The sequence below is a fragment of the Stutzerimonas tarimensis genome (assembly GCF_042648805.1).
Lineage (GTDB): Bacteria > Pseudomonadota > Gammaproteobacteria > Pseudomonadales > Pseudomonadaceae > Azomonas > Azomonas tarimensis.
Genome location: NZ_JBHRXZ010000022.1, coordinates 36,952 through 60,397, shown reverse-complemented (window position 1 = coordinate 60,397; position 23,446 = coordinate 36,952). Strand labels below are relative to the sequence as shown.

Genomic DNA, 23,446 nt, shown 5'->3' with positions numbered 1-23,446 from the left:
GGCCGCACCAATGAACAGAACGCCGCGTCCCCATGATCTGCTCTGGGGCATGACCCCGGGGCACCTGCCAGGCGATGCGCCGGTCTGGGCGGTCGAGGTACTGGCCGCCGGTCTGCCGGTGGTGGTGCGTCGGGCGCCGGCCCGAAACGGCCTGGTGCCCGTCGGCATTCGCGGAAAGGCCCGCGTGCAGCGCCTGGCTACCTGGATGCCTGCCTCGGCAATCAGCCGCGTTCTTTCTCCAGAGGCATTGGCCTGCACCCCGCTGGAGCCCGGCGATGATTGGGTCTGGCTGGCCCTGGCACAGATCCGTCCGCTGCTGGATCGCCTCGGTCTCGACTGGGGCGTGACCGGCAGCGCGGCCTGGCAGCTCGCCACCGGGCTTGCCGTCCTGCACCCGGACAGCGACTTGGACCTGCTGTTGCGGACCCCGGACTGCCTGGGCCGGGCCCGCGCCGCCCAGCTGCTGGCCCGCCTGGAATTCCTGCCCTGCCGGGTCGACCTGCAGCTGGAAACCCCGGCCGGCGCCATCGCCCTGCGCGAATGGGCCAGCGGCGCGTCCCTGGTGATGCTCAAGGCCTGCGACGGCCCGCGGCTGGTGGCTGATCCCTGGTGGAAGGAGGCGGCATGAGCAGTCTGTTCGCCTTTCCGGGGCAGGGCGCCCAGCGCCCGGACATGCTCGACGAGCTGCCGGAGTGCGCCGCGCCACTGCTCGCCGAGGCCAGCGAGATTCTGGGCGAGGACGTACGAGCGCTGGACAGCGTCTCGGCCCTGCAGAGCACCCGCGCCGTGCAGCTCTGCCTGCTGATCGCCGGGGTCGCCGCGGCCCGCTCGCTGATGGATCGCGGAGCCCGTCCCGACTATGTGGCCGGCCTGTCCATCGGCGCCTACGGCGCAGCGGTGGCGGCCGATGCCCTGGCCTTCGCCGATGCGCTGCGGCTGGTCTCGCTGCGTGGCGAATTGATGCAGCAGGCCTGGCCGCAAGGCTACGGCATGACCGCCATCATCGGACTGGAGCTGGCCCAGGTGGAGGCGCTGCTAGCCGGTGCCGAGGGGCCGGTGTACCTGGCCAACATCAATGCCGCCAACCAACTGGTGATTGCTGGCAGCGAAGCGGCCATGGCCGAGGTGGGAAGGCATGCCCGGGCGGTCGGCGCCGGGGCGGTGAAGCGTCTGGCGGTCAGCGTGCCGTCCCACTGCGAGCTGCTGGCCGGGCCGGCGGCGGAGCTGGCCGAGGCGTTCGCCAGGGTCGAGCTCAGGCACCCGCAGGTGCGCTATCTGAGCAGCAGTTCGGCACGGCCAGTCCTCGCCCCGCAAGCCCTGCGCGACGATCTGGCATTCAACATGTGTCGGGTCGTCGACTGGCAGGGCACCCTGCAGAATGCCTACGAGCGAGGCGTACGCCTGCATGTCGAGATGCCCCCCGGTGCGGTACTCAGCGGTCTGGCGCGCCGGGTGATGGAGCAGGGAACGGCGGTCGCCTGGCAGGGTGCCCGCCTCGATACGCTCGATGCGCTGCTGCGAGAGGAGGGCTCGGCCGACCAATAAAAGCCCCCGATGCTGAGCGAAGTACAAAAACAATTCACTTCGAAAGGACAACAACAATGATCATCTACGGTGTAGCACTGTTAGCCATCTGTACCCTGGTCGGCCTGTTCATCGGCGACCTGCTCGGCGCGCTGTTCGGCGTGCCCTCCAACGTCGGCGGCGTGGGTTTCGCCATGATGCTGCTGATCTTCGGCGGCGGTTACCTGGCCAAGCGTGGCTTTCTCAGCGGCAAGACCAACCAGGGCATCGAGTTCTGGAGCGCCATCTACATCCCCATCGTGGTCGCCATGGCTGCCCAGCAGAATGTGGTCGGCGCCTTGAGCGGCGGGCCAGCGGCGATCCTGGCCGGTGTCGCCGCGGTGGCGGTGAGCTTCGCGCTGGTCCCGGTGATCAGTCGGATCGGCCAAAAGGATGATCCGGTCTCGCCCGACGAGAGCGCTAAGGACGACTCGACCACCCAGCCCCGTATCGCTCAGCCTGCCCAACGGTGACCGCCATGATCCTTGAATCCCTGACCAAAGTCCTCAACGGCTACGGCATGATCACCGGCTTCGCGGTGATCGGCGCCACCATGTGGTTCTCCTACTGGGCCTCGGCCAAGCTGACCCGCGGGCGGCTGCACGGTTCGGCCATCGCCATTCTCATCGGGCTCGCGTTGTCCTACTTCGGCGGGGTCTGGACTGGCGGGCAGAAGGGCCTGGTGGACATTCCGCTGCTGTCGGGCATCGGCATCCTCGGTGGCGCCATGCTGCGCGATTTCGCCATCATCGCCACCGCCTTCGGGGTGAACGCCGACGAGCTCAAGCGGGCCGGCATGAGCGGGGTGATCGCGCTGTTCGTCGGTGTGTTCGCCTCGTTCTTCGCCGGCGCCTCGGTGGCCTACGCCTTTGGCTATACCGACCCGGTGAGCCTGACCACCATCGGCACGGGCGCTGTGACCTACATCGTCGGCCCGGTCACCGGCGCGGCCCTGGGTGCCAGCTCCGAGGTGATCGCCCTCTCCATTGCCGCCGGCCTGATCAAGGCCATCCTGGTGATGGTCGCCACGCCCTTCTTCGCGCCGATGATCGGCTTGAACAACCCGCGCTCGGCGGTGATCTTCGGTGGGCTGATCGGTACCTCCAGCGGCGTTGCCGGCGGCCTGGCCGCCACCGACCCGAAACTCGTGCCCTACGGCTGCCTGACCGCAGCGTTCTACACTGCCCTGGGCTGCCTGCTCGGCCCGTCGCTGCTGTACTTCATGATGCGCGCCATCGCCTGAGGGCATACAACAAGAGACCGGCCCGGGCACGCGCCCGGGCCGGTCTTCATATTGGCTGGCTTCAGCCGGCGATCTTGCTGTCTTCCCAGGCCAGGGCGACGTCGAGCATGCGATTGGAAAAGCCCCACTCGTTGTCGTACCAGGCCAGCACCTTGACCAGATCGCCCTGTACACGGGTCTGCTCGAGGTCCACGGTGCAGGACACCGGGTAGCCGATGAAGTCGCTGGATACCAGCGGCAGCGAATTGCATTCCATCACCCCATTGGCCATCTGCGCCGCGCCTTCCTGGAGGATGCGGTTGACGTCGTCGACACCGCCCGGGGATTTCTCGGCGGTAAAGGTGAGGTCCAGCAGCGAGACGTTGGGCGTGGGTACCCGCACCGCCAGGCCGTCCAGGCGTCCTTCCAGCTCCGGCAGTACCAGGCCGATGGCCTTGGCCGCACCGGTGGTGGTGGGGATCATCGATACCGCCGCCGCCCGGGAGCGATAGAGGTTCTTGTGCGGCTTGTCCAGCAGGCTCTGGTCATTGGTGTAGGAGTGCACGGTATTGACCAGGCCCTGGCGGATGCCCAGCGCCTCGTGCAGCACCTTCGCCACCGGTGCCAGGCAGTTGGTGGTGCAGGAGGCATTGGAGATGATCTGCTGCTCGCCAAGCTGCGCGTGGTTGACGCCATACACCACGGTAAGGTCGGCGCCGTCCAGCGGGTGTGAGGCAATCACCCGGCTGGCGCCGGCTGCCAGATGTGGCTCGACCTGGGCGCGCTTCTTGAACAGGCCTGTGCACTCCATGACCAGGTCCACGTCCAGCTCCTTCCAGGGCAGCTTGGTCACGTCCGGTTCGCGAACCAGGCGGATGCTGTCCTCGGCGACCTTCAGCCCGCCTTCTTCCAGGGACATGGGGATGTCGAAGCGACCGAAGGTCGAGTCGAAGCGGGTGAGGTGCAGCAGGGTTTCTCCGTCGGCCAGGTCGTTGATGGCGACAATCTTGATCTGGTCCTGCAGTCCGCGTTCGTACAATGCACGCAGGACGGCGCGGCCGATCCGGCCATAACCGTTGATGGCGATACGCAGCATGGGGTCTTCTCCTTGTGGTGATGTCGATCAGTTCAGCTTAGGCGCAGTTGGCCGGGCCGTGTTCCCGATTGCCGCCGTGGCAGAAGAATGCGCGAACCAGCGTGTCGCCGTTAAGTCACAGATCAATGAAGGTGGCGAACACAGCGAGGTTCTGCGCATGAGCGGTGCCGGCACGCAACCCTGGTGGAAGAGCGCGGTGATCTACCAGATATATCCCCGCTCCTTCGCCGACAGCAATGGCGACGGCATCGGCGACCTCGAGGGGGTGCGTCAGCGGCTGGACCACCTGTGCCGGCTGGGCGTCGACGCGCTCTGGCTGTCACCAGTGTTTCGCTCGCCGATGGTCGATGCAGGTTACGACATCAGCGATTACTGCGACATCGACCCGCTGTTTGGCTCGCTGGCCGAGATGGATGCGCTGATCGCCGAGACCCATGCGCGCGGCCTGAAGGTCCTGCTCGATCTTGTACCCAACCACACCTCCGACCAGCACCCCTGGTTTCTCGCGTCGCGCCGTTCGCGCGACAACCCCAAGCGAGACTGGTACATCTGGCGTGATCAGCCAAACAACTGGCGCGCCGCCATAAGCGCCGGCAGCGCCTGGACCTGGGACGAGCACACCCAGCAGTACTACCTGCACCTGTTCCTGCCCGAGCAGCCGGACCTCAACTGGCGCAATCCCGAGGTGGTCGAGGCCATGCACGGGGTGCTGCGCTTCTGGCTCGACCGGGGCGTGGACGGTTTCCGCATCGATGTCATCCACTGCACCGGCAAGGACCCGAGCTTCGCCGACGAGCCGCGCTGCCTGGCCGGCGAGCCGCTGATGAAGTTCAATGACCAGCCTTACAGCCACGAGATCCTGCGCGGGCTGCGGCGCGTCGCCGACAGCTATCCCGGCGACCGTGTGCTGATAGGAGAGGTGAACATCCGCTCCACGGAGCGGGTACTGCAATATTACGGCGCCGGTGACGAGTTGCACCTGGCCTTCAACTTCACCCCGCTGGACGCCCCCTGGGACCCGGTGCTGTTCCGCACCTGCCTGCGTGATGTGCAGCAGTGGATGCCGCCCGCAGGCGCCTGGCCGACCTGGGTGCTGTCCAACCACGACAACGTCCGCCAGCGCAGCCGCTACGACGGCTCGCTGCGCAGCGCCCAGGCGGCGGCGGTGCTGCTGCTGACCCTGCGCGGCACGCCCTTCATCTACCAGGGCGAGGAGCTCGGCCTGGAGGATGCGCAAATCCCGGTCGCCGCTCAGGTCGATCCGGGAGGGCGCGACGGTTGCCGCGCGCCGCTGCCCTGGACCCCGGCCCCTCCACATGGCTGGGAGACCACCGCGCCCTGGCTGCCGTTTCCGCCGCAGGCGGCCCGCCTGGCTGCCGAGGGCCAGTACGCCGGCGACCATTCGATGTTCAACCTGTACCGCCGGCTGATCGCCGCCCGCCGCGCCAGCCCGGCGCTGCTGCTGGGCGACTGGCATGAGCTACCCTCGCACCCGGAGGTGCTGGCCTACCGGCGACAGTCGGAAGGTGATTGCCGTCTGGTGCTGATCAACTTCGCCGACCACGAGCATGCATGCCCGCAAAACGGCCATTGGCAGGTTCAGGTGGCCAGCGACGGGATCGATGAAAACCTGGCGTACTCCGGTGCGTTGCGTCCGGGCCAGGCGGTGTTGCTGCGGCCCCTGGAGGTGTGAAATGCGTCCACTCTGGTATCGCAACGGGGTGATCTACCAAATCGATCCCAGCCTGTTCAGAGACAGCAACGGCGACGGCTGCGGCGATCTGCAGGGTGTCACCGAGCGCCTGGATTATCTGCGTGGCCTGGGCGCCACCGCGGTGTGGCTGATGCCCTTCTACCGCTCGCCGTTCAACGACGCCGGCTATGACGTGGTCGACCATCTGGCGGTGGATTCGCGCTTCGGCGACCTGTCGGACATGGTCATGCTGCTGGAAAAGGCCGAAGAGCTCGGCCTGCACGTGATCATCGAACTGGTAGTCCAGCACACCTCCATCGAACACCGCTGGTTCCAGGAGGCGCGTCGTGACCGCCAGTCGAAGTACCGCGACTATTACCTATGGGCCGATGAGCCGGACGACAGCGTCGAGACCATCTTTCCTACCGTCGAGGACAGCGCCTGGAGCTGGGACGAGGAGGCCGGACAGTACTACCGGCACCTGTTCTACAATCACGAGCCGGACCTGAACCTGGCCAATCCGGCGGTGATCGAGGAAATCGAGCGGATCATGATGTTCTGGCTGCGCCTGGGGGTGTCGGGTTTTCGTGTCGATGCCGCTTCGCACCTGATCGAACAAGCCGGCGAAGGCGATGCCGCACGCGGCTTCTGGCTGCTCGAGCACATGCGCGACTTCGTGACTCTGCGTCGCCCGGAAACCGTGTTGCTCGGTGAGGTGGACGTGGAACCCGAGCTGTACCACGAATATTTTGGCGACGAGGGCAACCGCCTGACCCTGCTGCTCAACTTCTGGGCCAACAATCACCTGTTTCTGGCGCTTGCCAGGCGCGAGGCCGAACCCCTGAGCCGCGCGCTGGCCGAGCAGCCTGTGCCGCCGGATCGCTCACAGTACGCCATCTGGATGCGTAACCACGACGAGCTCGACCTTGACCGATTGAGCGACGAGGAACGCGAGGAGGTGATGCAGGTGTTCGCGCCGGACGAGAACATGCGCGCCTACGAACGTGGCATCCGACGACGCCTGGCACCCATGCTCGACGGCGATGAGCGCCGGCTGGCGATGACCCACGCCATTCTGTTTTCCCTGCCGGGCACGCCGATCCTGCGCTATGGCGAGGAAATCGGCATGGGTGACGACCTGTCACGACCCGAGCGGCTGGCCGTGCGCACCCCAATGCAATGGTCCAACGAGCCCAACGCCGGCTTTTCCAACGCCAGTCCTGAACAACTGGCCGCGCCGCTGATCGAGGACGGCCCGTTCGGCTTTCACCAGATAAACGTCTATGCTCAGACGTTGCGTGGCGACTCGCTGCTGGCGCGTACCGGCAACATGATCCGCACCCGCATCGGCCTGCGCGAGATCGGCGGTGGTCGTCATCGGTCGGTGGAGGTGGGCGACCCGGCAGTGTTCGCCATCCGCCATGACAATAATTCGACGGTACTGATGCTGGCCAACCTGTCGGCTGAAGAGACTACCGTCGAGGTCCATGAAGAGGACTTGCAGGAGATGGTCGACATTCTTGCCGATTGTGATTACGAGCCGCCGCAAGGACACCCGCTAAGGCTGCGGCTGGCCGGTTACGGCTATCGCTGGCTGCGGCATAAGGAACGGCTGTTCGGATGAAGCGCATCGATCTCGGTCGAGCCGACTGGCGTGGCTGGCGCAGCGACGTGTTTCCCGAGGAGTACTGGCGGGTCGAGGGCGAGGAGCTGGTGGCGGTCCCGGAGGCCGGCGAGGTGGATCTCGTGTCACAGCAGCGCTACCGGGACTTCATCTTCGACTTCGAATTTGCCTTGCCGGCCGGGGGCAATTCCGGGGTGCTCTACCGGGTCACCGAGGTCAGCCCGCGCTCCTGGCAGAACGGGCCGGAAATGCAGTTGCTCGACGACGCCCGGCACCCTGATGGCAACGAGCCCAGCACCCGTAATGGAGCCTTGTATGGCCTGTTGAGCGCCGAAGCGGATACGTCGCTGGTCCCCGGGCACTTTGTCCAGGGGCGTGTGCAGGTCTGCAAGGGGCACGTGGAGCACTGGCTGGACGGGCGCTGCGTGCTCGCCTATCGCTGGAACGACCCGGCGCTGCGTCAACGCATACTCGGCAGCAAGTTCGGCAGCCATCCGGGGTTCGCCTGCGCGGGCGAGGGATTTCTGGTGCTCCAGCACCACGGTGACCCCGTGCGCTTTCGTCATCTGAGCGTCACCCTCCTGGTCTAACGCAATACTTGGACGAAACCTGTGGTTTCGGCGAGAATGCGCGGCCTTTCAGGCAGGTATCGACAGGCCTGGCTCTCCAGTCACGAGGTATACAGGTCGTGGACGCGCTCAAAGAAAAAATCCGCAACGAAGGCCTCGTGCTTTCCGACAAGGTGCTCAAGGTCGACGCCTTTCTCAACCACCGGATCGACCCGCCCCTGATGCGCGAGATCGGGGAAGAATTCGCCCGGCGCTTCGCTGGCGAAGGCATCAGCAAGATCCTCACCCTCGAAGCCTCGGGCATCGCCCCGGCGGTCATGGCCGGGCTCGAACTCGGGGTGCCGGTTATCTTCGCCCGCAAGCATCATTCGCTGACCCTCACCGACAATCTCTACACCGCGCGGGTCTACTCCTTCACCAAGCAGGTCGAGAGCAATATCACGGTGTCCCGCCAATATCTGGGCGAGGGCGATCGGGTGCTACTGATCGACGACTTTCTGGCCAACGGCAAGGCCGCGCTGGGGCTGATCGACATCGTCCAGCAGGCCGGGGCGACCCTGGTCGGGCTTGGCATCGTCATCGAGAAAACATTCCAGGCCGGTCGGGCGGAGCTCGAGGCCCAGGGCTACCGGGTCGAGTCCCTGGCGCGCATCGCCTCGCTGACAGGCGGCGAGGTCCGCTTCGTCGACTAGCTCAGTGTCGCCACAGGGATACCAGCGCGCCCTGGGTGCCGGCGACCGGATCGCTGATCGGCACGGTGACCTCGGCGATCCGTGCCTGGGCCTGATCGTGGGTGCTCTCGTCCGGTCGTAACGCATCGTAGGGCTGATCGACCGGATAGCCACCGACCACCAGGAAATCGTCGCTGGCCTCGAGCTGGCAGTGACCGGTGCCTGCCGGCAGCACCAGCGCGTCGCCGGCGCGCACCTCTACTTCTACACCCTGTTCACCGCCGAGCATCAGGCGTGCCCAGCCCCGGGCGACGCCAAGCACCTCATGGCAGGTCGAATGGTAATGGTGGTAATCGTAGACGGTGGCGCGCCACTGGGCCGGCCACAGGTGGCTGGCGAACAGCTGCTCGAATCGGTCGGCGTACCCACCGTTCAGGGGCAATTGCCGGTACACCAGTACCGGATGCGGACTGTTTGGCGTTCGGCCGTCGCTGGAAAGCTGCAACTGCTCGGGTTGCGGTGCGGAGCTGGGCATCCGCGGGTGTTGGCTGGGCATGGTCTGATCCTTTCTGGACAGTCTGAAAGGTTCGACCAGGCCAGGCGGGCTTTGCTCCAGACCTGCCGAACAGGCACGAAAAAGCCGCCCGGAGGCGGCTTCTATCGGTGTGCTCAGAGCCCCGACATGTGCTGGATGGCGTCTTCCAGCTCTTCGTCGGTGCAATCGCCGCAGGTGCCTTTCGGCGGCATGGCGTTGATACCGGTGATCGCGTTCTGCAGCAGGGCGTTCAACCCGCCCTTCTCGTCCGCGCGGGCCTGCCAGGTGGCGGTATCGCCAGTGATCGGAGCGTTCAGCAGACCGCTGGCATGGCAGGCGGTACAGAACTTGGCATACACATCGGCTCCGCTGCGCGCACCGCCTGCGGCTGCCGCTGCGCCCGGTGCGGCCGCTGCGCATTCCTGGCCCTGGATGCAAACACCGCCAACCGGCTTCAGACGCTCGGCGATGGCCTCGTCGGTCGCGGCCTGAGCGCCTGCAGCCCACAGGGCCAGTACAGCAGCCTGAGCTGCCAGGAACTTCTTGATCAGGTTCACTTTATACCCTCATCGTGGCTAGACAAGCCCGCGGCCACGTTTCGCGGGCGGGCGACATTATAACGACAAAGGCGGGGGTATCGGAATAAGCCTTGTGGTCACAGGGAGAAGCGAGCCGCAAGCTGGGAGCTAAAAGCCAGAGCCAGGACCTGGCGGGCTGGAGCCTACGGGGGCGAGCGGTAGGTTTGGGGGGCTTTCGCATCAGCTTTTGCTTGCAGTTTCCCTAAAAATTCGCCGGTGTGGTAGCACTGATCAGGCGTGCCGACTCATCGAAGGGGTTGCGAAAGCGGTGCGGCCGGCTGCTCTCGAAGTAGTAGCTGTCGCCGCGTTCGAGAAGGTAGGTCTGGCCATTGACGGTCAGTTCCAGACGCCCTTCGACCAGCACGCCGGCTTCCTCGCCTTCATGGGTGAGCATGTCTTCGCCGGTGTCGGTGCCGGGCGGGTAGGTTTCGTCGAGAAAGGCGATGGCGCGTCCGGGGTGGGCGCGGCCGATCAGTTTCATGGTGACGGAGCCGCCGGAGATGTCGATCAGCTCCGAGGCGCGATAGACCACCTGGGTGTCGTTCTCCTGTTCGGTGTCCAGAGAGAAGAATTCCACCAGCGACATGGGGATCCCCGCGAGGACCTTTTTCAGCGAGCTGATGGAAGGGCTGACACTGTTCTTCTCGATCATCGAGATGGTGCTGTTGGTCACCCCGGCTCGTTTGGCCAGTTCGCGCTGGGACAGCCCCCTGAGCTTGCGGATGGTTTGCAGGCGCACACCAACGTCCAAAGGCACGTCCTCTTAATAACACGACAGAGTAGGTGCCAATCATGGACACTGTGTTCAGGATTTACAACACGCAGGCGGCTACAGCTGCGCTGCCACCAGAGTGATCTCCACCCGGACGTCTGGCGAGTACAGCTGCGCCTGGACTGTGGTCCGCGCCGGTGCCGTGCCAGGGGCGAGCCAGGCGTCCCAGACCTCGTTCATGCCGGCGTAATCACGGTCGATGTCCTGCAGGTAGAGGGTGGCCGAGAGCAGCTGCCGCTTGTCACTGCCGGCTTCGGCGAGCAAGCGATCGATCGCGGCGAGGGTGTCGCGGGTCTGCTGAACCACGTCGCCGCTCAGGTCATCGGCCAACTGGCCTGAAAGATAGACCGTGCCGTTATGGATGACGGCTTCGCTGTAGCGGGTTTCAGTGTGCAGCCGCTGGATGGCCATGCCGGGAGATCTCCTTGAGTTTGCCGTAACGGAAGATGTCGAGCCCGGCGGTGCTGATCTGTGGACGACGGCGTGCCAGCAGGTCGGCCAGAAGGCGGCCGGAGCCGCAGGCCATGGTCCATCCGAGAGTGCCGTGCCCGGTGTTGAGAAACAGGTTGCGGTAAGGCGTGGCGCCGATGAGCGGCGTGCCGTCCGGAGTCGCCGGACGCAGGCCGGTCCAGAACTCGCCGCTGCCGGGAGCGCCTCCGGCGGGGAACAGGTCGCCCACCACCATTTCCAGGGTTTCTCGTCGCCTGGGATCGAGCGACAGATCATAGCCGGCAATCTCGGCCATGCCACCCACGCGGATGCGCTGGTCGAAGCGGGTGATGGCCACCTTGTAGGTTTCGTCCAGCACCGTCGAACGCGGCGCCATGGCCGGATCGGCAATCGGTACGGTCAGCGAATAGCCTTTCAAGGGATAGACAGGCGCATACAGCCCCAGGTCCCTTAGCAACAGCGGGCTGTAGCTGCCCAGCGCAAGGACGTAGTGGTCGGCGGTTTCCAGTTTCCCATCGATCCACACCCCGCGGATACGGTCGCCGTCACGCTCCAGCCGCTCGATGGTGCGGCCGAAGCGGAACTCGACGCCAAGACCGACCGCCAGCTCGGCCAGGCGGGTGGTGAACAGCTGGCAGTCGCCGGTCTGGTCGTTGGGCAGGCGCAGTGCGCCGCTGAGCTTGTCGGCTACTCTGGCCAGCGCGGGCTCGGTCGCGGCGATGCCGGCGCGGTCGAGCAGCTGATAGGGTACGCCGGAGCGGTCGAGTACAGCGGTGTCCTTGGCAGCGGCGTCCAACTGCGCCTGGGTGCGGAACAGTTGCGTCGTACCCAACTGACGACCCTCGTAGGCGATGCCTGTTTCGACACGCAGCTCGTCGAGGCAGTCACGGCTGTACTCGGAAATCCGCACCATGCGCTCCTTGTTCACCGCGTAGCGTGCGGCGGTGCAGTTGCGCAGCATCAGCGCCATCCAGAGGTACTGGCGGAGGTCGGCGGTGGGCTTGATCGCCAGTGGCGCGTGCTGCTGCAGCAGCCATTTGATCGCCTTCAGCGGCACGCCCGGAGCTGCCCAGGGGGAGGCGTAGCCCGGCGATACCTGGCCGGCATTGGCGAAGCTGGTCTCCCTGGCCGGGGCCTGCTGGCGATCGACCACCGCCACTTCGAAGCCGGCTCGGGCCAGGTAATAGGCGCTGGTGGTGCCCACCACTCCACTGCCGAGAATCAGGACCCGCATGGTGCCTCCCTGAGCGTCGCCTGGGGCGCGCACTGAACGAACATGAGGGCAGTATAAAAAGATGCGCCTAGTGAGTTTGCCTATATAAAGGGCTATCTTCAGGTTTATTCAACGGGCTTTTCTGGCTTTTTGGAGTTGTTCACCCTATGCGAACCCGCCATCAGAGCCAGCGCGAATTGGACCGGATCGACCGCGAAATCCTGCGCATCCTCCAGGCCGAGGGGCGATTGCCGTTCACGGAGCTGGGCGAGCGTGTCGGCTTGTCGACCACACCCTGTACCGAACGGGTCCGCCGGCTCGAGCGCGAAGGCATCATCATGGGCTACACGGCGCGCCTCAACCCCCAGCACCTGCAGGCTGGTCTGCTGGTGTTCGTGGAAATCAGTCTGGCGGCCAAGTCCGGCGACATCTTCGAGGAGTTCCGGCGTGCCGTGCTCAAGCTGCCGCACGTGCTGGAGTGCCATCTGGTGTCCGGACACTTCGACTATCTGGTGAAGGCGCGGATCTCCGAGATGGCGTCCTATCGCAAGCTGCTCGGCGACATCCTGCTGAGGTTGCCGCACGTGCGTGAATCCAAGAGCTATATCGTCATGGAGGAGGTCAAGGAGTCGCTGCAGCTCGAGGTGCCGGAACCCGAGCCCAGCGGGCGCTGAGCCTCAGGTCGTCAGCAGGGCCAGTACTAAAGGCAGGCTGGCGACGGCGAGCAGGGTCTGCAGGGTGATGAGTCCGGCCATGAGCTGACTGTCGCCGCCAAGCTGGCGGGTCAGTGCGTAGGCGGTGGGGGCTGTGGGCAAGGCGAAGAACACCACCAGCACGCTGGCTTCCAGCGCAGGCAGGTTCAGCAGGCGGGCCACGCCGAAGGCCATCAGCGGCATCAGCAACAGGCGGATCCCGGTGTTCACGCCGAGCACGCCGAGTTGCCGGCCGAGCTCACCGAGGTTGAGCGCCGCGCCTACGCAGAGCAGCCCCAGCGGCAGGCTGGCCGCCGCCAGCAGCGCCAGCAGCCGATCACTGCCCCAGGGCAGACCGATATCCAACAGGTTGAACAGCGCGCCGCCGGCGCAGGCCAGGATCAGGGGATTGCGCAGGATCGGCAGCAGCAACCCCTTGAGGCTGATGCCGCGTTCGGCGCTCAGCGCCCAGACTGACAACAGGTTCAGCGTCGGCACCATCAGCGCCAGCATCAGGGCTGCCAACGCCAGGCCTTCCTGACCGAACAGGCTGCCAATAATGGCGAGGCCCAGGTAGGTATTGAAGCGCAGGGTGCCCTGGGCGATGGCGCCAAAACGGCCAGCTCCCCAGCCACGCCAGCGGCGCACCAGCAGCAGTGCCAGCCAGGCCAGCCCAAGCGCGAGAAACACCGCCGCGGCCAGACCGGGCAACGCGGGGCTGTGCAGGGGCGCAAGGGCAAGGCTGCTGAACAACAGCGAGGGAAACAGCAGGAAATAATTCAGACGGTCGGCGCCAGGCCAGAACGACTCGCTGGGAAATCCCTGCCGGCGCAGCAGGTAACCCAGGATGATCAGGGTAAAAAGAGGCCAGAGTGCGGACAGAACCGGAGTCAAGCGAGGAATTCCTGACGGTAACAGGTGGTCATCTTGCGGGTTGGGCTCTTGTCCAGCAAGCCGCAGCTGAACCGAAGCGTAGCGGCACGGTCGAATCAGTCTGACATTGAAATGATGTCATTGTGATACCTCCTTCTTGAACAATCCTCAGGCTTCTGAACATGCCCAGCGACCTTCGCCGCTCGCCCGATGATCTGCGCGAGACACCTTATCAGCGCCAGGCGGTCCTGGGCTTCAGGTTGTTGTTGTTCAAACCTGCGCTGGAGGTCGAATTTCGCCGCTATCTGACGCAGCAGGCACGCCTGACCCAGCGGCTGGGCGGCGTGGCGCTGGTGCTCGTCGCCGGCGGCTACCTGTTCTTCGAGCACATTCTGCTCGGCATCGAAGAGCAGCCGTGGAGCCTGGAGCTGACGCTCCTGCGCGCCTTGCAGATGCTGGTGGGCGGCGTGGTGCTGCTGGTCAGTTTCGACCAGCGACGACAGAGCGCCTTCAGCAACTGGCTGCTGGGCTTTCTCCTGATCCTGGTCGGTGTCATCGCCTCGCAGATAGACCTGTTCTACGAAACCAGCGAACTACCTTTGAAGTTGCGCTATGGCGCCGGGCTCCTGATCGTTTGCTGCTTTTTCTACCTGGGGGTGACCTTCTGGTGGGCGCTGCTCTGCGCAATGGTCATCCTCGCCGGGGATGTGGTCCTGGCCAAGCGGGCCCTGAGTCCCGACCAGTATTCGGCGCATCTGATCGCGGTGAGCTATTACCTGCTGCTGATGGCCATAGGCAGCATCAGTCGCTACGCCCACGAGTACAGTCAGCGCGAGCAGTTCCTCATGCGCAAGCAATTGGGCTGGATGGCCGAGCATGATGGCCTGACGGGGCTGTCGAACCGCCGCAGCTTCGACGCCGCGCTGCGTCGCGCCGTGGCCCAGGCGCGGCGGGAGCATCTGCCGCTGACATTGATGCTGCTCGATCTGGACGAGTTCAAGGCCTACAACGACACCCTGGGTCATCCGGAAGGTGATCGTCTGCTGCAGGATTTCTCAGACCTTTTCGAGCGATTCGCCCGGCGCCCGCTGGATCTGGCAGCCCGGGTGGGTGGCGAGGAGTTCGCTCTGCTGCTCTACGACTGTGACGCGGCGGCGGGGCGACAGCTGGCCGAAGACATTCTGCAGCGGGTACGCGACCGCGCGTTCCCGCATCCGGCGTCGCGTCGTGGCACTCTCACCTGCAGTATCGGGATGGCGGTGCTGCGCGGCAGCGAGACGCCAGAACGGCTGTACAAGCATGCCGACGATGCCCTGTACATGGCCAAGCAGCAGGGTCGCGACCGCGGCGTGCTGCACCACGCCGGCTAGACGCTAGCGTCGGAGGATGGGGCGGGTCCGACCGGAGGCGTCGATGGCGACAAAGACGAACACCGCTTCGGTCACCTTGCGCCGCTCCGCACTCAGCGGGTCGTCGCTCCAGACCTCGACGAGGATGCGCACCGAACTACGGCCCACCTCCAGCAACTGGGTATAGAAGGACAGTTGCGCCCCTACTGCCACCGGTACCATGAAGGCCATGCGGTCGATGGACACGGTGGCCACCCGGCCGGCGGCGAGGCGATTGGCGCTGGCGGTGCCGGCCAGGTCCATCTGCGAGACCAGCCAGCCTCCATAAATGTCACCGAAACCGTTGGTCTCGCGCGGCAGCGCAGTGATCTGCAGAGCAAGCGTGCCCTGGGGGATGGGGTCTTCCTGTTCGTAATCGATCATCGGGATCTCGTGGCGGATGGCTCATGCGCCCTGATCCGGGCATGCCAGCCAGCCGAGTATAACCCTGTCGTCCTGGGACCGTCCCGGTCACTGCGCCCCGTAACCTGACTGTCACATAGACGTCATAGAGTCTTCATCGAGCCTGCCGATACTGGCCCCGCTGCTTAAAACACTGTCACTTCGCTAGGAGCAAGGAATGAAACTCAATCGTCTGATGGCTGCCCTGACTTTCGTGGCTGCCGGTGTCGGTGCCGCCAGCGCGGTCGCTGCCGTTGATCCCGAATTGCCAAGCTACGAAAGGACTTCGGGCGTTTCCGGCAACCTGTCCAGCGTCGGCTCCGACTCCCTGGCGAACCTGATGACCCTTTGGGCCGAAGAGTTCAAGCGCGAGTACCCCAACGTCAACGTGCAGATCCAGGCCGCTGGTTCCTCCACCGCCCCGCCTGCGCTGACCGAGGGCACCTCGAACCTTGGCCCGATGAGCCGTCCGATGAAGGACAACGAGCTGCAGGCGTTCGAAGAGCGCTATGGCTACAAGCCGACCGCCGTGCCCGTGGCCATCGACTCTCTGGCGGTGTTCGTGCACAAGGACAACCCGATCAAGAGCCTGGACATCGAGCAGGTCGATGCGATCTTCTCCAACACTCGCCTGTGTGGCGGTGAGCGGGACATCCGTACCTGGGGCGACCTGGGCCTGACCGGCGAATGGGCGACCCGTCCGATCCAGCTGTTCGGCCGCAACTCGGTCTCCGGCACCTACGGCTATTTCAAGGAAGAAGCCCTGTGCAAAGGTGACTTCAAGTCGGGTGTGAACGAGCAGCCGGGTTCTGCCTCGGTGGTGCAGTCGATTTCCAGCAGCCTGGGCGCCATCGGATATTCCGGCGTCGGCTACCGCACCGCCAGCGTTCGCACCGTGCCGCTGTCCAAGGGCGGTGAGGCGTTCGAAGCCAACGAAGAGAACGCCCTGGCCGGCAAGTTCCCGCTGGCTCGCTTCTTCTATGTCTACATCAACAAGGCGCCGAACAAGCCGCTGAGCCCGCTGGAAGCCGAGTTCGTGCGCATGATGCTGTCCCAGGAAGGCCAGCAGGTAGTGGTCAAGGACGGCTACATCCCGCTGCCCAAGCGCGTTGTCGACAAGGCCCTGGCTGACCTCGACCTCTAGGCGTTTCGCTGCTCCCCTCTCACCCGCCGGTCGCGCCTGACCGGCGGGTGAGTTGCATTTCGGGGGCTGTAATTTTTCTGTCATATCGCCGTTTTACAGTGCGGGCACGTCGAGATATCCGCCTGCCCAGGAACCTGGCATGAACAATCTGGTCAACGATCCTTCCACCGCGCGTCCTTCCTCGGACCGGTTGGATTTCAGCACCCCGGCGCTGCAGCGCAAGCGCCGCTGGCGTGCCTTTCAGGACCGCGCCACCCGCTGGTATGTCAGCATTGGCGGCCTCGCGGTGCTGGGTGCCATCACCCTGATCTTCTTCTACCTGGCCCACGTGGTTCTGCCGATGTTCCAGGGCGCCGAGATCGAGCCCCGCGAGCCGATGCGGCCAGCCTGGTTGAGCGAGGCCGCCGAGCCCTTGCTGCTCAGCGTCGAGGAGCAGAACGAGGTCGCCATGCGGCTGGGTAGCGATGGCCAGATGCGCTTCTTCCAGATCGACAGCGGCGCCGAGCTGAGCCAGGTCGCCCTGCCGCTGCCCGAAGGCAGCCAGATCGTCTCGGTCGCCAATGACACCCCCGGCACCCGGCGCATCGCCGTCGGTCTGAGCAACGGCCAGGCGCTGGTGGTGCAGCACGACTATCGCGTCACCTACCCGAACAACGTCAAGACCATCACCCCCCAGGTGTCCTATCCCTTCGGCGAGGCGCCGATCACGCTCGATGCCGAAGCGCGCGCGCTGGACCAGGTCGGCCTCAGCCAGAACGGCCAGACCCTGCTGCTGGCCGGCGCCACCGGCACCGCGCTGCATGCGCTGCGGATCGCCCGTTCGGAAAACATGCTGACCGGCGAGAGCTCGCTGGAGCAGGAATACCTTAACCTGCCGCAGCTGGCCGAGCCGATCAGGACGCTGATCATCGACCCGCGCCACATGTGGCTGTTCGCGATCAGCGGGCAGGCCAGTGCCGACGTGTTCGACCTGCGTCGCCGCCAGCTCAACGGCCGCTACCGGCTGACCACCGACGGCAGCCAGGTCACCGTCGCCACGCCGTTGCTGGGTGGCGTGTCGCTGATGGTCGGCGACTCGCGCGGCGGCATCAGCCAGTGGTTCATGGTTCGAGGCAGCGAAGGTCGCGCCGTGCTGACGCCGATCCGCAGTTTCCAGCTCGGCGACAGCCCGATTCGCCAAATCGTCCCTGAACAGCGCCGCAAGGGCTTTCTCGCGCTGGACGAGCGCGGCACCCTGGGCATCTTCCACAGCACGGCGCACCGTACCCTGCTCACCGAGTCGCTGGCCGAGGGCGCCGCATTCTCGGCGCTTTCGCCGCGTGCCAACCGTCTGTTGGTGGAAACCGCCGGCGAGCTGAAGACCGTCGCCATCCACAATCCGCACCCGGAGATCTCCTGGAGCGCGCTGTGGGGCAAGGTCTGGTACGAGAGCTACGACGAGCCCGACTACATCTGGCAGTCGACTTCGGCCAACAGTGACTTCGAGCCCAAGCTGAGCCTGGCACCGCTGGCCTTCGGTACGCTCAAGGCGGCCTTCTACGCCATGCTGCTGGCGGCCCCGCTGGCCATCTGCGCGGCCATCTACACCGCCTACTTCATGGCCCCGGCGATGCGCCGCAAGGTCAAGCCGGTGATCGAGATGATGGAGGCGCTGCCGACCGTGATTCTCGGTTTCTTCGCCGGCCTGTTCCTGGCGCCCTATGTGGAAAATCACCTGCCGGGCATCTTCAGCCTGTTCCTGTTGATGCCCTTCGGCATTCTTCTGGCCGGCTTTCTCTGGAGCCGCCTGCCCGAGGCGCTGCGCCTGCGGGTGCCGGACGGCTGGGAAGGCGCGCTGCTGATCCCGGTGGTCTTGCTGGTGGGTTTCTTCTCGCTGTCCATGAGTCCCTATCTGGAAACCTGGCTGTTCGACGGCGACATGCGCCTCTGGCTGACCAATGACATGGGCATTCCCTTTGACCAGCGCAATGCCCTGGTGGTGGGCCTGGCCATGGGCTTCGCGGTGATCCCCAATATCTACTCGATCGCCGAGGATGCGGTGTTCAGCGTGCCCAAGAGCCTCACCCTCGGCTCCCTCGCCCTGGGTGCCACGCCCTGGCAGACCCTGAGCAAGGTGGTGATCCTCACCGCCAGCCCGGGCATCTTCTCGGCGCTGATGATCGGCATGGGCCGGGCGGTGGGGGAAACCATGATCGTACTGATGGCCACCGGCAACACGCCGATCATGGACATGAACATCTTCGAGGGCATGCGCACCCTGGCGGCCAACGTCGCGGTGGAAATGCCCGAATCGGAAGTGGGCGGCACCCACTATCGCGTGCTGTTCCTGGCCGCGCTGGTGCTACTCACCTTTACCTTCGTGATGAACACGCTGGCCGAGCTGATCCGTCAGCGCCTGCGTGGCAAGTACGCGTCGCTCTGAGGCCCCGTCATGACCGTCAAGCAACAGAATCTGAAAACCTGGTTCAAGAGCGGCTCGCCCTGGGTGTGGATGAATGCGGGCGCGGTAGCCATCGCCATCATCATGACCCTGAGCCTGATCTCGGTGATCGCTGTGCGCGGTCTGGCGCACTTCTGGCCGGCCGATGTGATCGAGGCCGAGTACGTGATTCCCGGTCAGCCGGCGCGGGTCATGGCCGGCGAGGTCGTGCAGTCCGAGCAGGTGCCACGCGCACGCCTGGCGTCTTCCGGGCTGCCGGTGGACGAGGAAGGCAGCGAGTTCATGACCCGTCAGTTGCTCAAGGTGGGCAACCGCGAAGTCTATGGCGCGGACTTCTCCTGGGTGGTGGCCGAGTGGATGGAGAACGAGCGCCGGCCGGACGCGCTGATGGTGCTGGAGCGCCGAGAGTGGGGTAACTACTACGGCTATCTGCTGGCGGTCGAGGAGAACGGGCAGACCGTGGTCGAGGGCGAAGCGGCCTGGCCGACGCTGGTCGAGCGCATCGCCCGGGTCGACCAACTGATGGCCGAGATTCACGGACTCGAGCGCACCGACATCGGTCGCATCAACCATGGCCTGGAGCGTCTGCGCCTGCGCAGTCGTTCGCTGGAATTGCGGGGCGAGCTGGACGCCGCTGCCCAGGCCGAAATCGATGCCGAGCGCGCCCAATGGGATGCCGAGTACCGGGTATTGGAGACGCGTCTCAACGAGCTGCACCGGGCGCTGGCGCGTGACAGCATCCGGGTCCGCACGGCGGACGGCCACGAGCAGACGCTCAACCTGTCGAAGGTCGTCCGGGCCTTCCGCCCCAACGAAATGTCGGTGTTCGACAAGTCAGTGCATTACCTGGGCAAAATCTGGGAATTCGTCAGTGACGAACCACGCGAGGCCAATACCGAGGGCGGCGTGTTCCCGGCGATTTTCGGCACCGTGCTGATGACCATGATCATGGCGGTGATCGTCACGCCCTTCGGCGTCATCGCGGCGGTATACCTGCGCGAGTATGCCAGGCAGGGCTGGCTGACCCGGGTGATCCGCATCGCGGTGAACAACCTGGCCGGCGTGCCTTCGATCGTCTACGGCGTGTTCGGCCTGGGCTTCTTCGTCTATGTGCTGGGCGGCTCGATCGACCAGCTGCTCTTCCCCGAGGCGCTGCCGGCGCCGACCTTCGGCACGCCGGGCCTGATGTGGGCGTCGCTGACCCTGGCGATCCTCACCCTGCCGGTGGTCATCGTGGCCACCGAGGAAGGCCTGGCGCGGATCCCGCGGATGATCCGCGAGGGCTCGCTGGCCCTTGGCGCGACCAAGTCGGAGACCCTGCTGAAAGTGGTGATTCCCATGGCCAGCCCGGCCATGATGACCGGTCTGATCCTCGCCGTGGCGCGCGCCGCTGGCGAAGTGGCACCGCTGATGCTTGTCGGGGTGGTCAAGTTGGCACCCTCGCTGCCGCTGGACGGCAACTACCCTTACCTGCACCTTGACCAGAAGATCATGCACCTGGGCTTTCACATCTTCGACGTCGGCTTCCAGAGCCCCAACGTAGAGGCCGCGCGGCCGCTGGTCTACGCCACCGCCACGCTGCTGGTGCTGATCATCGCCCTGCTGAACCTGAGCGCGGTCTACATCCGCAACCACCTGCGCGAGAAATACAAGGCGCTGGATCACTGACAGCCGAAAACAGCGCTGGACGCTGAACGACAGCAATGGGCTTCGTCCCTTCGTTCAGCGTTCGAACTTCAGCGACACGAGGAAAAACACCATGGCCCAAGCGCCGACCCATGCGATCAACATCTCCGCCCTCGGACGTGACAAGCGGACCCTGAATCTATCGCAGGAAACCACTGCCATCGAGGTGGACAATCTGAATCTGTTCTATGGGCAGAAGCAGGCGCTGTTCGACGTCTCAATGAAGCTGCCCCGGCAGCGGGTCACGGCCTTCATCGGTCCGTCCGGCTGCGGCAAGTCGACCCTGCTGCGCTGCTTCAACCGGATGAACGACCTGGTCGATGGCTGCCGCATCGAAGGCTCCATCAGCCTCGACAACCACAACATCTACCGCAAGGGCGAGGACGTCGCCGACCTGCGCCGCCGGGTCGGCATGGTGTTCCAGAAGCCCAACCCCTTTCCCAAGAGCATCTACGAGAACGTGGTCTACGGCCTGCGTATCCAGGGCATCAAGCAGAAGCGCGTGCTCGACGAATCGGTCGAGTGGGCGCTCAAGAGCGCGGCGCTGTGGGACGAGGTCAAGGATCGCCTGCACGAGTCGGCCCTCGGCCTCTCCGGCGGTCAGCAGCAGCGTCTGGTGATCGCCCGCACCATCGCCGTGCAGCCCGAAGTGCTGCTGCTCGACGAACCCTGCTCGGCGCTCGACCCGATTTCCACGCTGAAGGTGGAAGAGCTGATCTACGAGCTCAAGACCAAGTACACCATCGTCATCGTCACCCACAACATGCAGCAGGCGGCGCGGGTCAGTGATTACACGGCGTTCCTGTACATGGGCAAGGTGATCGAATACGGCGATACCGACACCCTCTTCACCAACCCGGCGAAAAAGCAGACCGAGGACTACATTACCGGCAGGTACGGTTAAGGGCTTCGGGCTGTCGTAGGGCGGGCTTCAGCCCTCCTTTTACGCCAGGGCGCGGGGGCCAGCTTGAAGCCTGAAGCTTGAGCTGGAAGAAAGGCAACACAGAGAGCGGCTTCAAGCTTTTGGCTTCAAGCTTCCAGCTTTTCGCGGAGCGAACGATGAAAGACAACCATAGCCAACACATCTCCCAGCAGTTCAACGCCGAGCTCGAGGAAATCCGCAACCACCTGCTGGCCATGGGCGGGCTGGTGGAAAAACAGGTCAACGATGCGGTGACCGCCCTGGTCCAGGCCGACTCCGGGCTGGCCGAGCAGGTTCGCGACGGCGACCGGCTGACCAACCAGATGGAGCGCGATATCGACGAGGAGTGCGTGCGGATCCTTGCCCGGCGCCAGCCGGCGGCGTCGGATCTGCGGCTGATCATCAGCATTTCCAAATCGGTGATCGACCTCGAGCGCATCGGTGACGAGGCGACCAAGATCGCCAAGCGCGCCATTCTGCTCAGCGAAGAGGGTGAGTCGCCGCGTGGCTACGTCGAGGTGCGTCACATCGGTGAGCAGGTGCGCAAGATGGTCCAGGAGGCGCTGGACGCCTTCGCCCGCTTCGACGTGGACCTGGCCTTGTCGGTGGCCCAGTACGACAAGACCGTCGACCGCGAGTACAAGACGGCCCTGCGCGAGCTGGTCACCTACATGATGGAAGACCCCCGCTCTATCTCGCGTGTGCTCAACGTGATCTGGGCGCTGCGCTCCCTGGAGCGGATCGGCGACCACGCACGCAATATCGCCGAGCTGGTGATCTACCTGGTGCGCGGCACCGACGTGCGGCACATCGGCCTGGAAAAGATGAAGCAGGAAGTAGAAGGCCGGCCCGCTTCCTAGGGGCTGTTGCCGTTTCGTTCGCGGCCGCGCCCTAGCGGACCTGTTGGCGCGGCCCGCTTTCCGGCTATGCTTGCCTACTCGGTCAGGAGAGTAGTCGATGAGCAAGGTCAGTGTGCTGGTGGTGGACGACGCTGCGTTCATTCGCGATCTGGTCAAGAAGGCCCTGCGCAGCCACTTCCACGGCATCGTCGTCGAGGAGGCGGTCAACGGCCGCAAGGCCCAGCAGTTGCTCGGCCGCGACCGCTTCGATCTGATCCTCTGCGACTGGGAGATGCCGGAGCTGTCCGGCCTCGAGCTGCTGACCTGGTGCCGCGCCCAGGATGCCCTGAAAAGCGTCCCCTTCATCATGGTCACCAGCCGGGGCGACAAGGAAAACGTGGTCCAGGCGATCCAGTCCGGGGTCAGCGACTTCATCGGCAAGCCGTTCTCCAACGAACAGCTGGTCGGCAAGATCCGCAAGGCCTTGTCCCGCACCGGAAAGCTCGATGCGCTGGCCGCCAGCGCAGCGTCCAAGGCGCTGTCCAGCGGGATCGCCAACGATTCGCTGGCCGCGCTCACCGCTGGCAAGGCCGAGACCGTCAAGCCCGCTACCACGCGTTCCGCCACGGGCATGCCGGGTAGTAGTCCGGCAACTGGCTCCGCTCCAGCCAGGGTGGCGCCCAAGGGACGGGGTCAGGGTCAGTTGCGCCTGGCGAGCGGGGCCCAGGCCTGCATCATCAAGGCGCTGAGCCTCAAGGAGGCGCTGCTGGTGGTCAAGCGTGGCGAATCCTTGCCGCAGGTGCTGGAGAGCGCGGTGCTCGATCTGGAACAGGGTGAGCGCGCCGAGACCGCCCGGCTCAATGGCTATCTTCATGCCGTCGCCGCGCTGGAGCCGCACGCCGACAGCGAATGGCTGCAACTGACCTTCCGTTTCGTCGATGCCGACCCGCAGAAGCTCGATTACCTGTCCAGGCTGATCGCCGCCGGCAGCACCCAGAAGCACTACACCCCGAGCGCCTGACGACCGTTCGGCGGACCAGCTGCGACAGGGCTGACCGACATCACAACTGCAGG

Annotated in this window: 24 protein-coding genes; 16 read left to right on the top strand and 8 right to left on the bottom strand. The window is 65.1% G+C overall.

All coding sequences use genetic code 11. The features are described 5' to 3' along the window. Positions 1-10 precede the first annotated feature (10 nt). The 4 genes from ACFOMF_RS09405 to madM are packed head-to-tail and all read left to right on the top strand — an operon-like array spanning position 11 to position 2,806. Positions 11-628, top strand: coding sequence for a malonate decarboxylase holo-ACP synthase (locus tag ACFOMF_RS09405; protein ID WP_386364142.1), 618 nt, complete (start codon positions 11-13; stop codon positions 626-628). Further along, positions 625-1,545 carry a malonate decarboxylase subunit epsilon gene (gene mdcH / locus ACFOMF_RS09400; protein ID WP_386364140.1) on the top strand — a complete coding sequence of 307 codons (921 nt, stop codon included), beginning with the start codon at positions 625-627 and terminating at the stop codon, positions 1,543-1,545. The genes ACFOMF_RS09405 and mdcH overlap by 4 nt, the downstream gene beginning before the upstream one ends. Positions 1,546-1,601: 56 nt before the next feature. Beyond that, a complete protein-coding gene (gene madL, locus ACFOMF_RS09395) occupies positions 1,602-2,036 on the top strand; it encodes a malonate transporter subunit MadL (RefSeq protein WP_386364138.1) in 435 nt (144 codons plus the stop codon). An 8-nt stretch (positions 2,037-2,044) separates the two neighbouring features. Next, positions 2,045-2,806 (top strand): malonate transporter subunit MadM, encoded by a 762-nt coding sequence (madM, locus tag ACFOMF_RS09390; RefSeq protein WP_386365773.1) that lies wholly within the window; start codon positions 2,045-2,047, stop codon positions 2,804-2,806. Positions 2,807-2,867: 61 nt separating this feature from the next. Here madM and gap read toward each other — a convergent pair whose 3' ends face one another. Next, complete coding sequence (gene gap / locus ACFOMF_RS09385) at positions 2,868-3,881, bottom strand: type I glyceraldehyde-3-phosphate dehydrogenase (protein ID WP_386364136.1); 1,014 nt, start codon at positions 3,879-3,881, stop codon at positions 2,868-2,870. A gap of 157 nt (positions 3,882-4,038) precedes the next feature. Here gap and ACFOMF_RS09380 point away from each other — a divergent pair, with 157 nt between their 5' ends. The 4 genes from ACFOMF_RS09380 (at position 4,039) to ACFOMF_RS09365 (ending at position 8,459) form a co-directional block, all read left to right on the top strand. Continuing rightward, positions 4,039-5,574, top strand: a complete 1,536-nt coding sequence (locus ACFOMF_RS09380; protein ID WP_386365771.1) for an alpha-amylase family glycosyl hydrolase — start codon at positions 4,039-4,041, stop codon at positions 5,572-5,574. 1 nt (position 5,575) lies between these two features. Further along, positions 5,576-7,198, top strand: coding sequence for an alpha-amylase family protein (locus ACFOMF_RS09375; protein ID WP_386364134.1), 1,623 nt, complete (start codon positions 5,576-5,578; stop codon positions 7,196-7,198). Further along, positions 7,195-7,788: a 3-keto-disaccharide hydrolase gene (locus tag ACFOMF_RS09370; protein ID WP_386364132.1), complete on the top strand. Its 594-nt coding sequence runs from the start codon at positions 7,195-7,197 to the stop codon at positions 7,786-7,788. The genes ACFOMF_RS09375 and ACFOMF_RS09370 overlap by 4 nt, the downstream gene beginning before the upstream one ends. A 98-nt stretch (positions 7,789-7,886) precedes the next feature. Then, complete coding sequence (locus tag ACFOMF_RS09365) at positions 7,887-8,459, top strand: xanthine phosphoribosyltransferase (protein WP_386364130.1); 573 nt, start codon at positions 7,887-7,889, stop codon at positions 8,457-8,459. Position 8,460: 1 nt separating this feature from the next. On the opposite strand, the gene ACFOMF_RS09360 is transcribed toward ACFOMF_RS09365, so the two are convergent. The 5 genes from ACFOMF_RS09360 to ACFOMF_RS09340 all read right to left on the bottom strand — a co-directional run bounded on the left by ACFOMF_RS09360 (position 8,461) and on the right by ACFOMF_RS09340 (position 12,007). After that, a complete protein-coding gene (locus ACFOMF_RS09360; protein WP_386365769.1) occupies positions 8,461-8,973 on the bottom strand; it encodes a DNA-binding protein in 513 nt (170 codons plus the stop codon). Positions 8,974-9,107: 134 nt separating this feature from the next. Continuing rightward, complete coding sequence (locus tag ACFOMF_RS09355; RefSeq protein ID WP_386364128.1) at positions 9,108-9,530, bottom strand: c-type cytochrome; 423 nt, start codon at positions 9,528-9,530, stop codon at positions 9,108-9,110. Positions 9,531-9,753: 223 nt separating this feature from the next. Then, positions 9,754-10,302 carry a cupin domain-containing protein gene (locus ACFOMF_RS09350; protein ID WP_386364126.1) on the bottom strand — a complete coding sequence of 183 codons (549 nt, stop codon included), beginning with the start codon at positions 10,300-10,302 and terminating at the stop codon, positions 9,754-9,756. A gap of 78 nt (positions 10,303-10,380) precedes the next feature. Next, positions 10,381-10,734, bottom strand: coding sequence for a RidA family protein (locus tag ACFOMF_RS09345; RefSeq protein WP_386364125.1), 354 nt, complete (start codon positions 10,732-10,734; stop codon positions 10,381-10,383). Next, positions 10,709-12,007, bottom strand: a complete 1,299-nt coding sequence (locus ACFOMF_RS09340) for a D-amino acid dehydrogenase (RefSeq protein WP_386364123.1) — start codon at positions 12,005-12,007, stop codon at positions 10,709-10,711. The genes ACFOMF_RS09345 and ACFOMF_RS09340 overlap by 26 nt, the downstream gene beginning before the upstream one ends. Positions 12,008-12,153: 146 nt before the next feature. On the opposite strand from ACFOMF_RS09340, the gene ACFOMF_RS09335 reads away from it, so the two are divergent. Beyond that, entirely contained in the window at positions 12,154-12,660 is a 507-nt protein-coding gene (locus ACFOMF_RS09335) for an Lrp/AsnC ligand binding domain-containing protein (RefSeq protein WP_386364121.1), read from the top strand. A gap of 3 nt (positions 12,661-12,663) precedes the next feature. On the opposite strand, the gene ACFOMF_RS09330 is transcribed toward ACFOMF_RS09335, so the two are convergent. After that, a complete protein-coding gene (locus ACFOMF_RS09330) occupies positions 12,664-13,572 on the bottom strand; it encodes an AEC family transporter (protein WP_386364119.1) in 909 nt (302 codons plus the stop codon). 161 nt (positions 13,573-13,733) lie between these two features. Between ACFOMF_RS09330 and ACFOMF_RS09325 the strand changes: the two genes are divergently transcribed. Continuing rightward, positions 13,734-14,921 carry a GGDEF domain-containing protein gene (locus tag ACFOMF_RS09325; protein ID WP_386364117.1) on the top strand — a complete coding sequence of 396 codons (1,188 nt, stop codon included), beginning with the start codon at positions 13,734-13,736 and terminating at the stop codon, positions 14,919-14,921. Between the two features lie 3 nt (positions 14,922-14,924). Here ACFOMF_RS09325 and ACFOMF_RS09320 read toward each other — a convergent pair whose 3' ends face one another. Continuing rightward, entirely contained in the window at positions 14,925-15,323 is a 399-nt protein-coding gene (locus tag ACFOMF_RS09320) for an acyl-CoA thioesterase (RefSeq protein ID WP_386364115.1), read from the bottom strand. A gap of 196 nt (positions 15,324-15,519) precedes the next feature. On the opposite strand from ACFOMF_RS09320, the gene ACFOMF_RS09315 reads away from it, so the two are divergent. From ACFOMF_RS09315 to ACFOMF_RS09290, 6 genes are all read left to right on the top strand, one after another. Further along, positions 15,520-16,485 carry a PstS family phosphate ABC transporter substrate-binding protein gene (locus tag ACFOMF_RS09315; protein ID WP_386364113.1) on the top strand — a complete coding sequence of 322 codons (966 nt, stop codon included), beginning with the start codon at positions 15,520-15,522 and terminating at the stop codon, positions 16,483-16,485. A 139-nt stretch (positions 16,486-16,624) separates the two neighbouring features. Then, on the top strand, positions 16,625-18,907 hold the full coding sequence (locus tag ACFOMF_RS09310; RefSeq protein ID WP_386364111.1) for an ABC transporter permease subunit: 2,283 nt from the start codon (positions 16,625-16,627) through the stop codon (positions 18,905-18,907). A 9-nt stretch (positions 18,908-18,916) separates the two neighbouring features. Next, positions 18,917-20,593, top strand: a complete 1,677-nt coding sequence (pstA, locus tag ACFOMF_RS09305) for a phosphate ABC transporter permease PstA (protein ID WP_386364109.1) — start codon at positions 18,917-18,919, stop codon at positions 20,591-20,593. A gap of 91 nt (positions 20,594-20,684) precedes the next feature. Then, positions 20,685-21,515, top strand: coding sequence for a phosphate ABC transporter ATP-binding protein PstB (pstB, locus tag ACFOMF_RS09300; protein ID WP_386364107.1), 831 nt, complete (start codon positions 20,685-20,687; stop codon positions 21,513-21,515). A 155-nt stretch (positions 21,516-21,670) separates the two neighbouring features. Next, positions 21,671-22,393 (top strand): phosphate signaling complex protein PhoU, encoded by a 723-nt coding sequence (gene phoU / locus ACFOMF_RS09295; RefSeq protein WP_386364105.1) that lies wholly within the window; start codon positions 21,671-21,673, stop codon positions 22,391-22,393. A 97-nt stretch (positions 22,394-22,490) separates the two neighbouring features. Beyond that, positions 22,491-23,393 (top strand): response regulator, encoded by a 903-nt coding sequence (locus tag ACFOMF_RS09290; RefSeq protein WP_386364103.1) that lies wholly within the window; start codon positions 22,491-22,493, stop codon positions 23,391-23,393. The last annotated feature ends 53 nt before the right edge of the window (positions 23,394-23,446 follow it).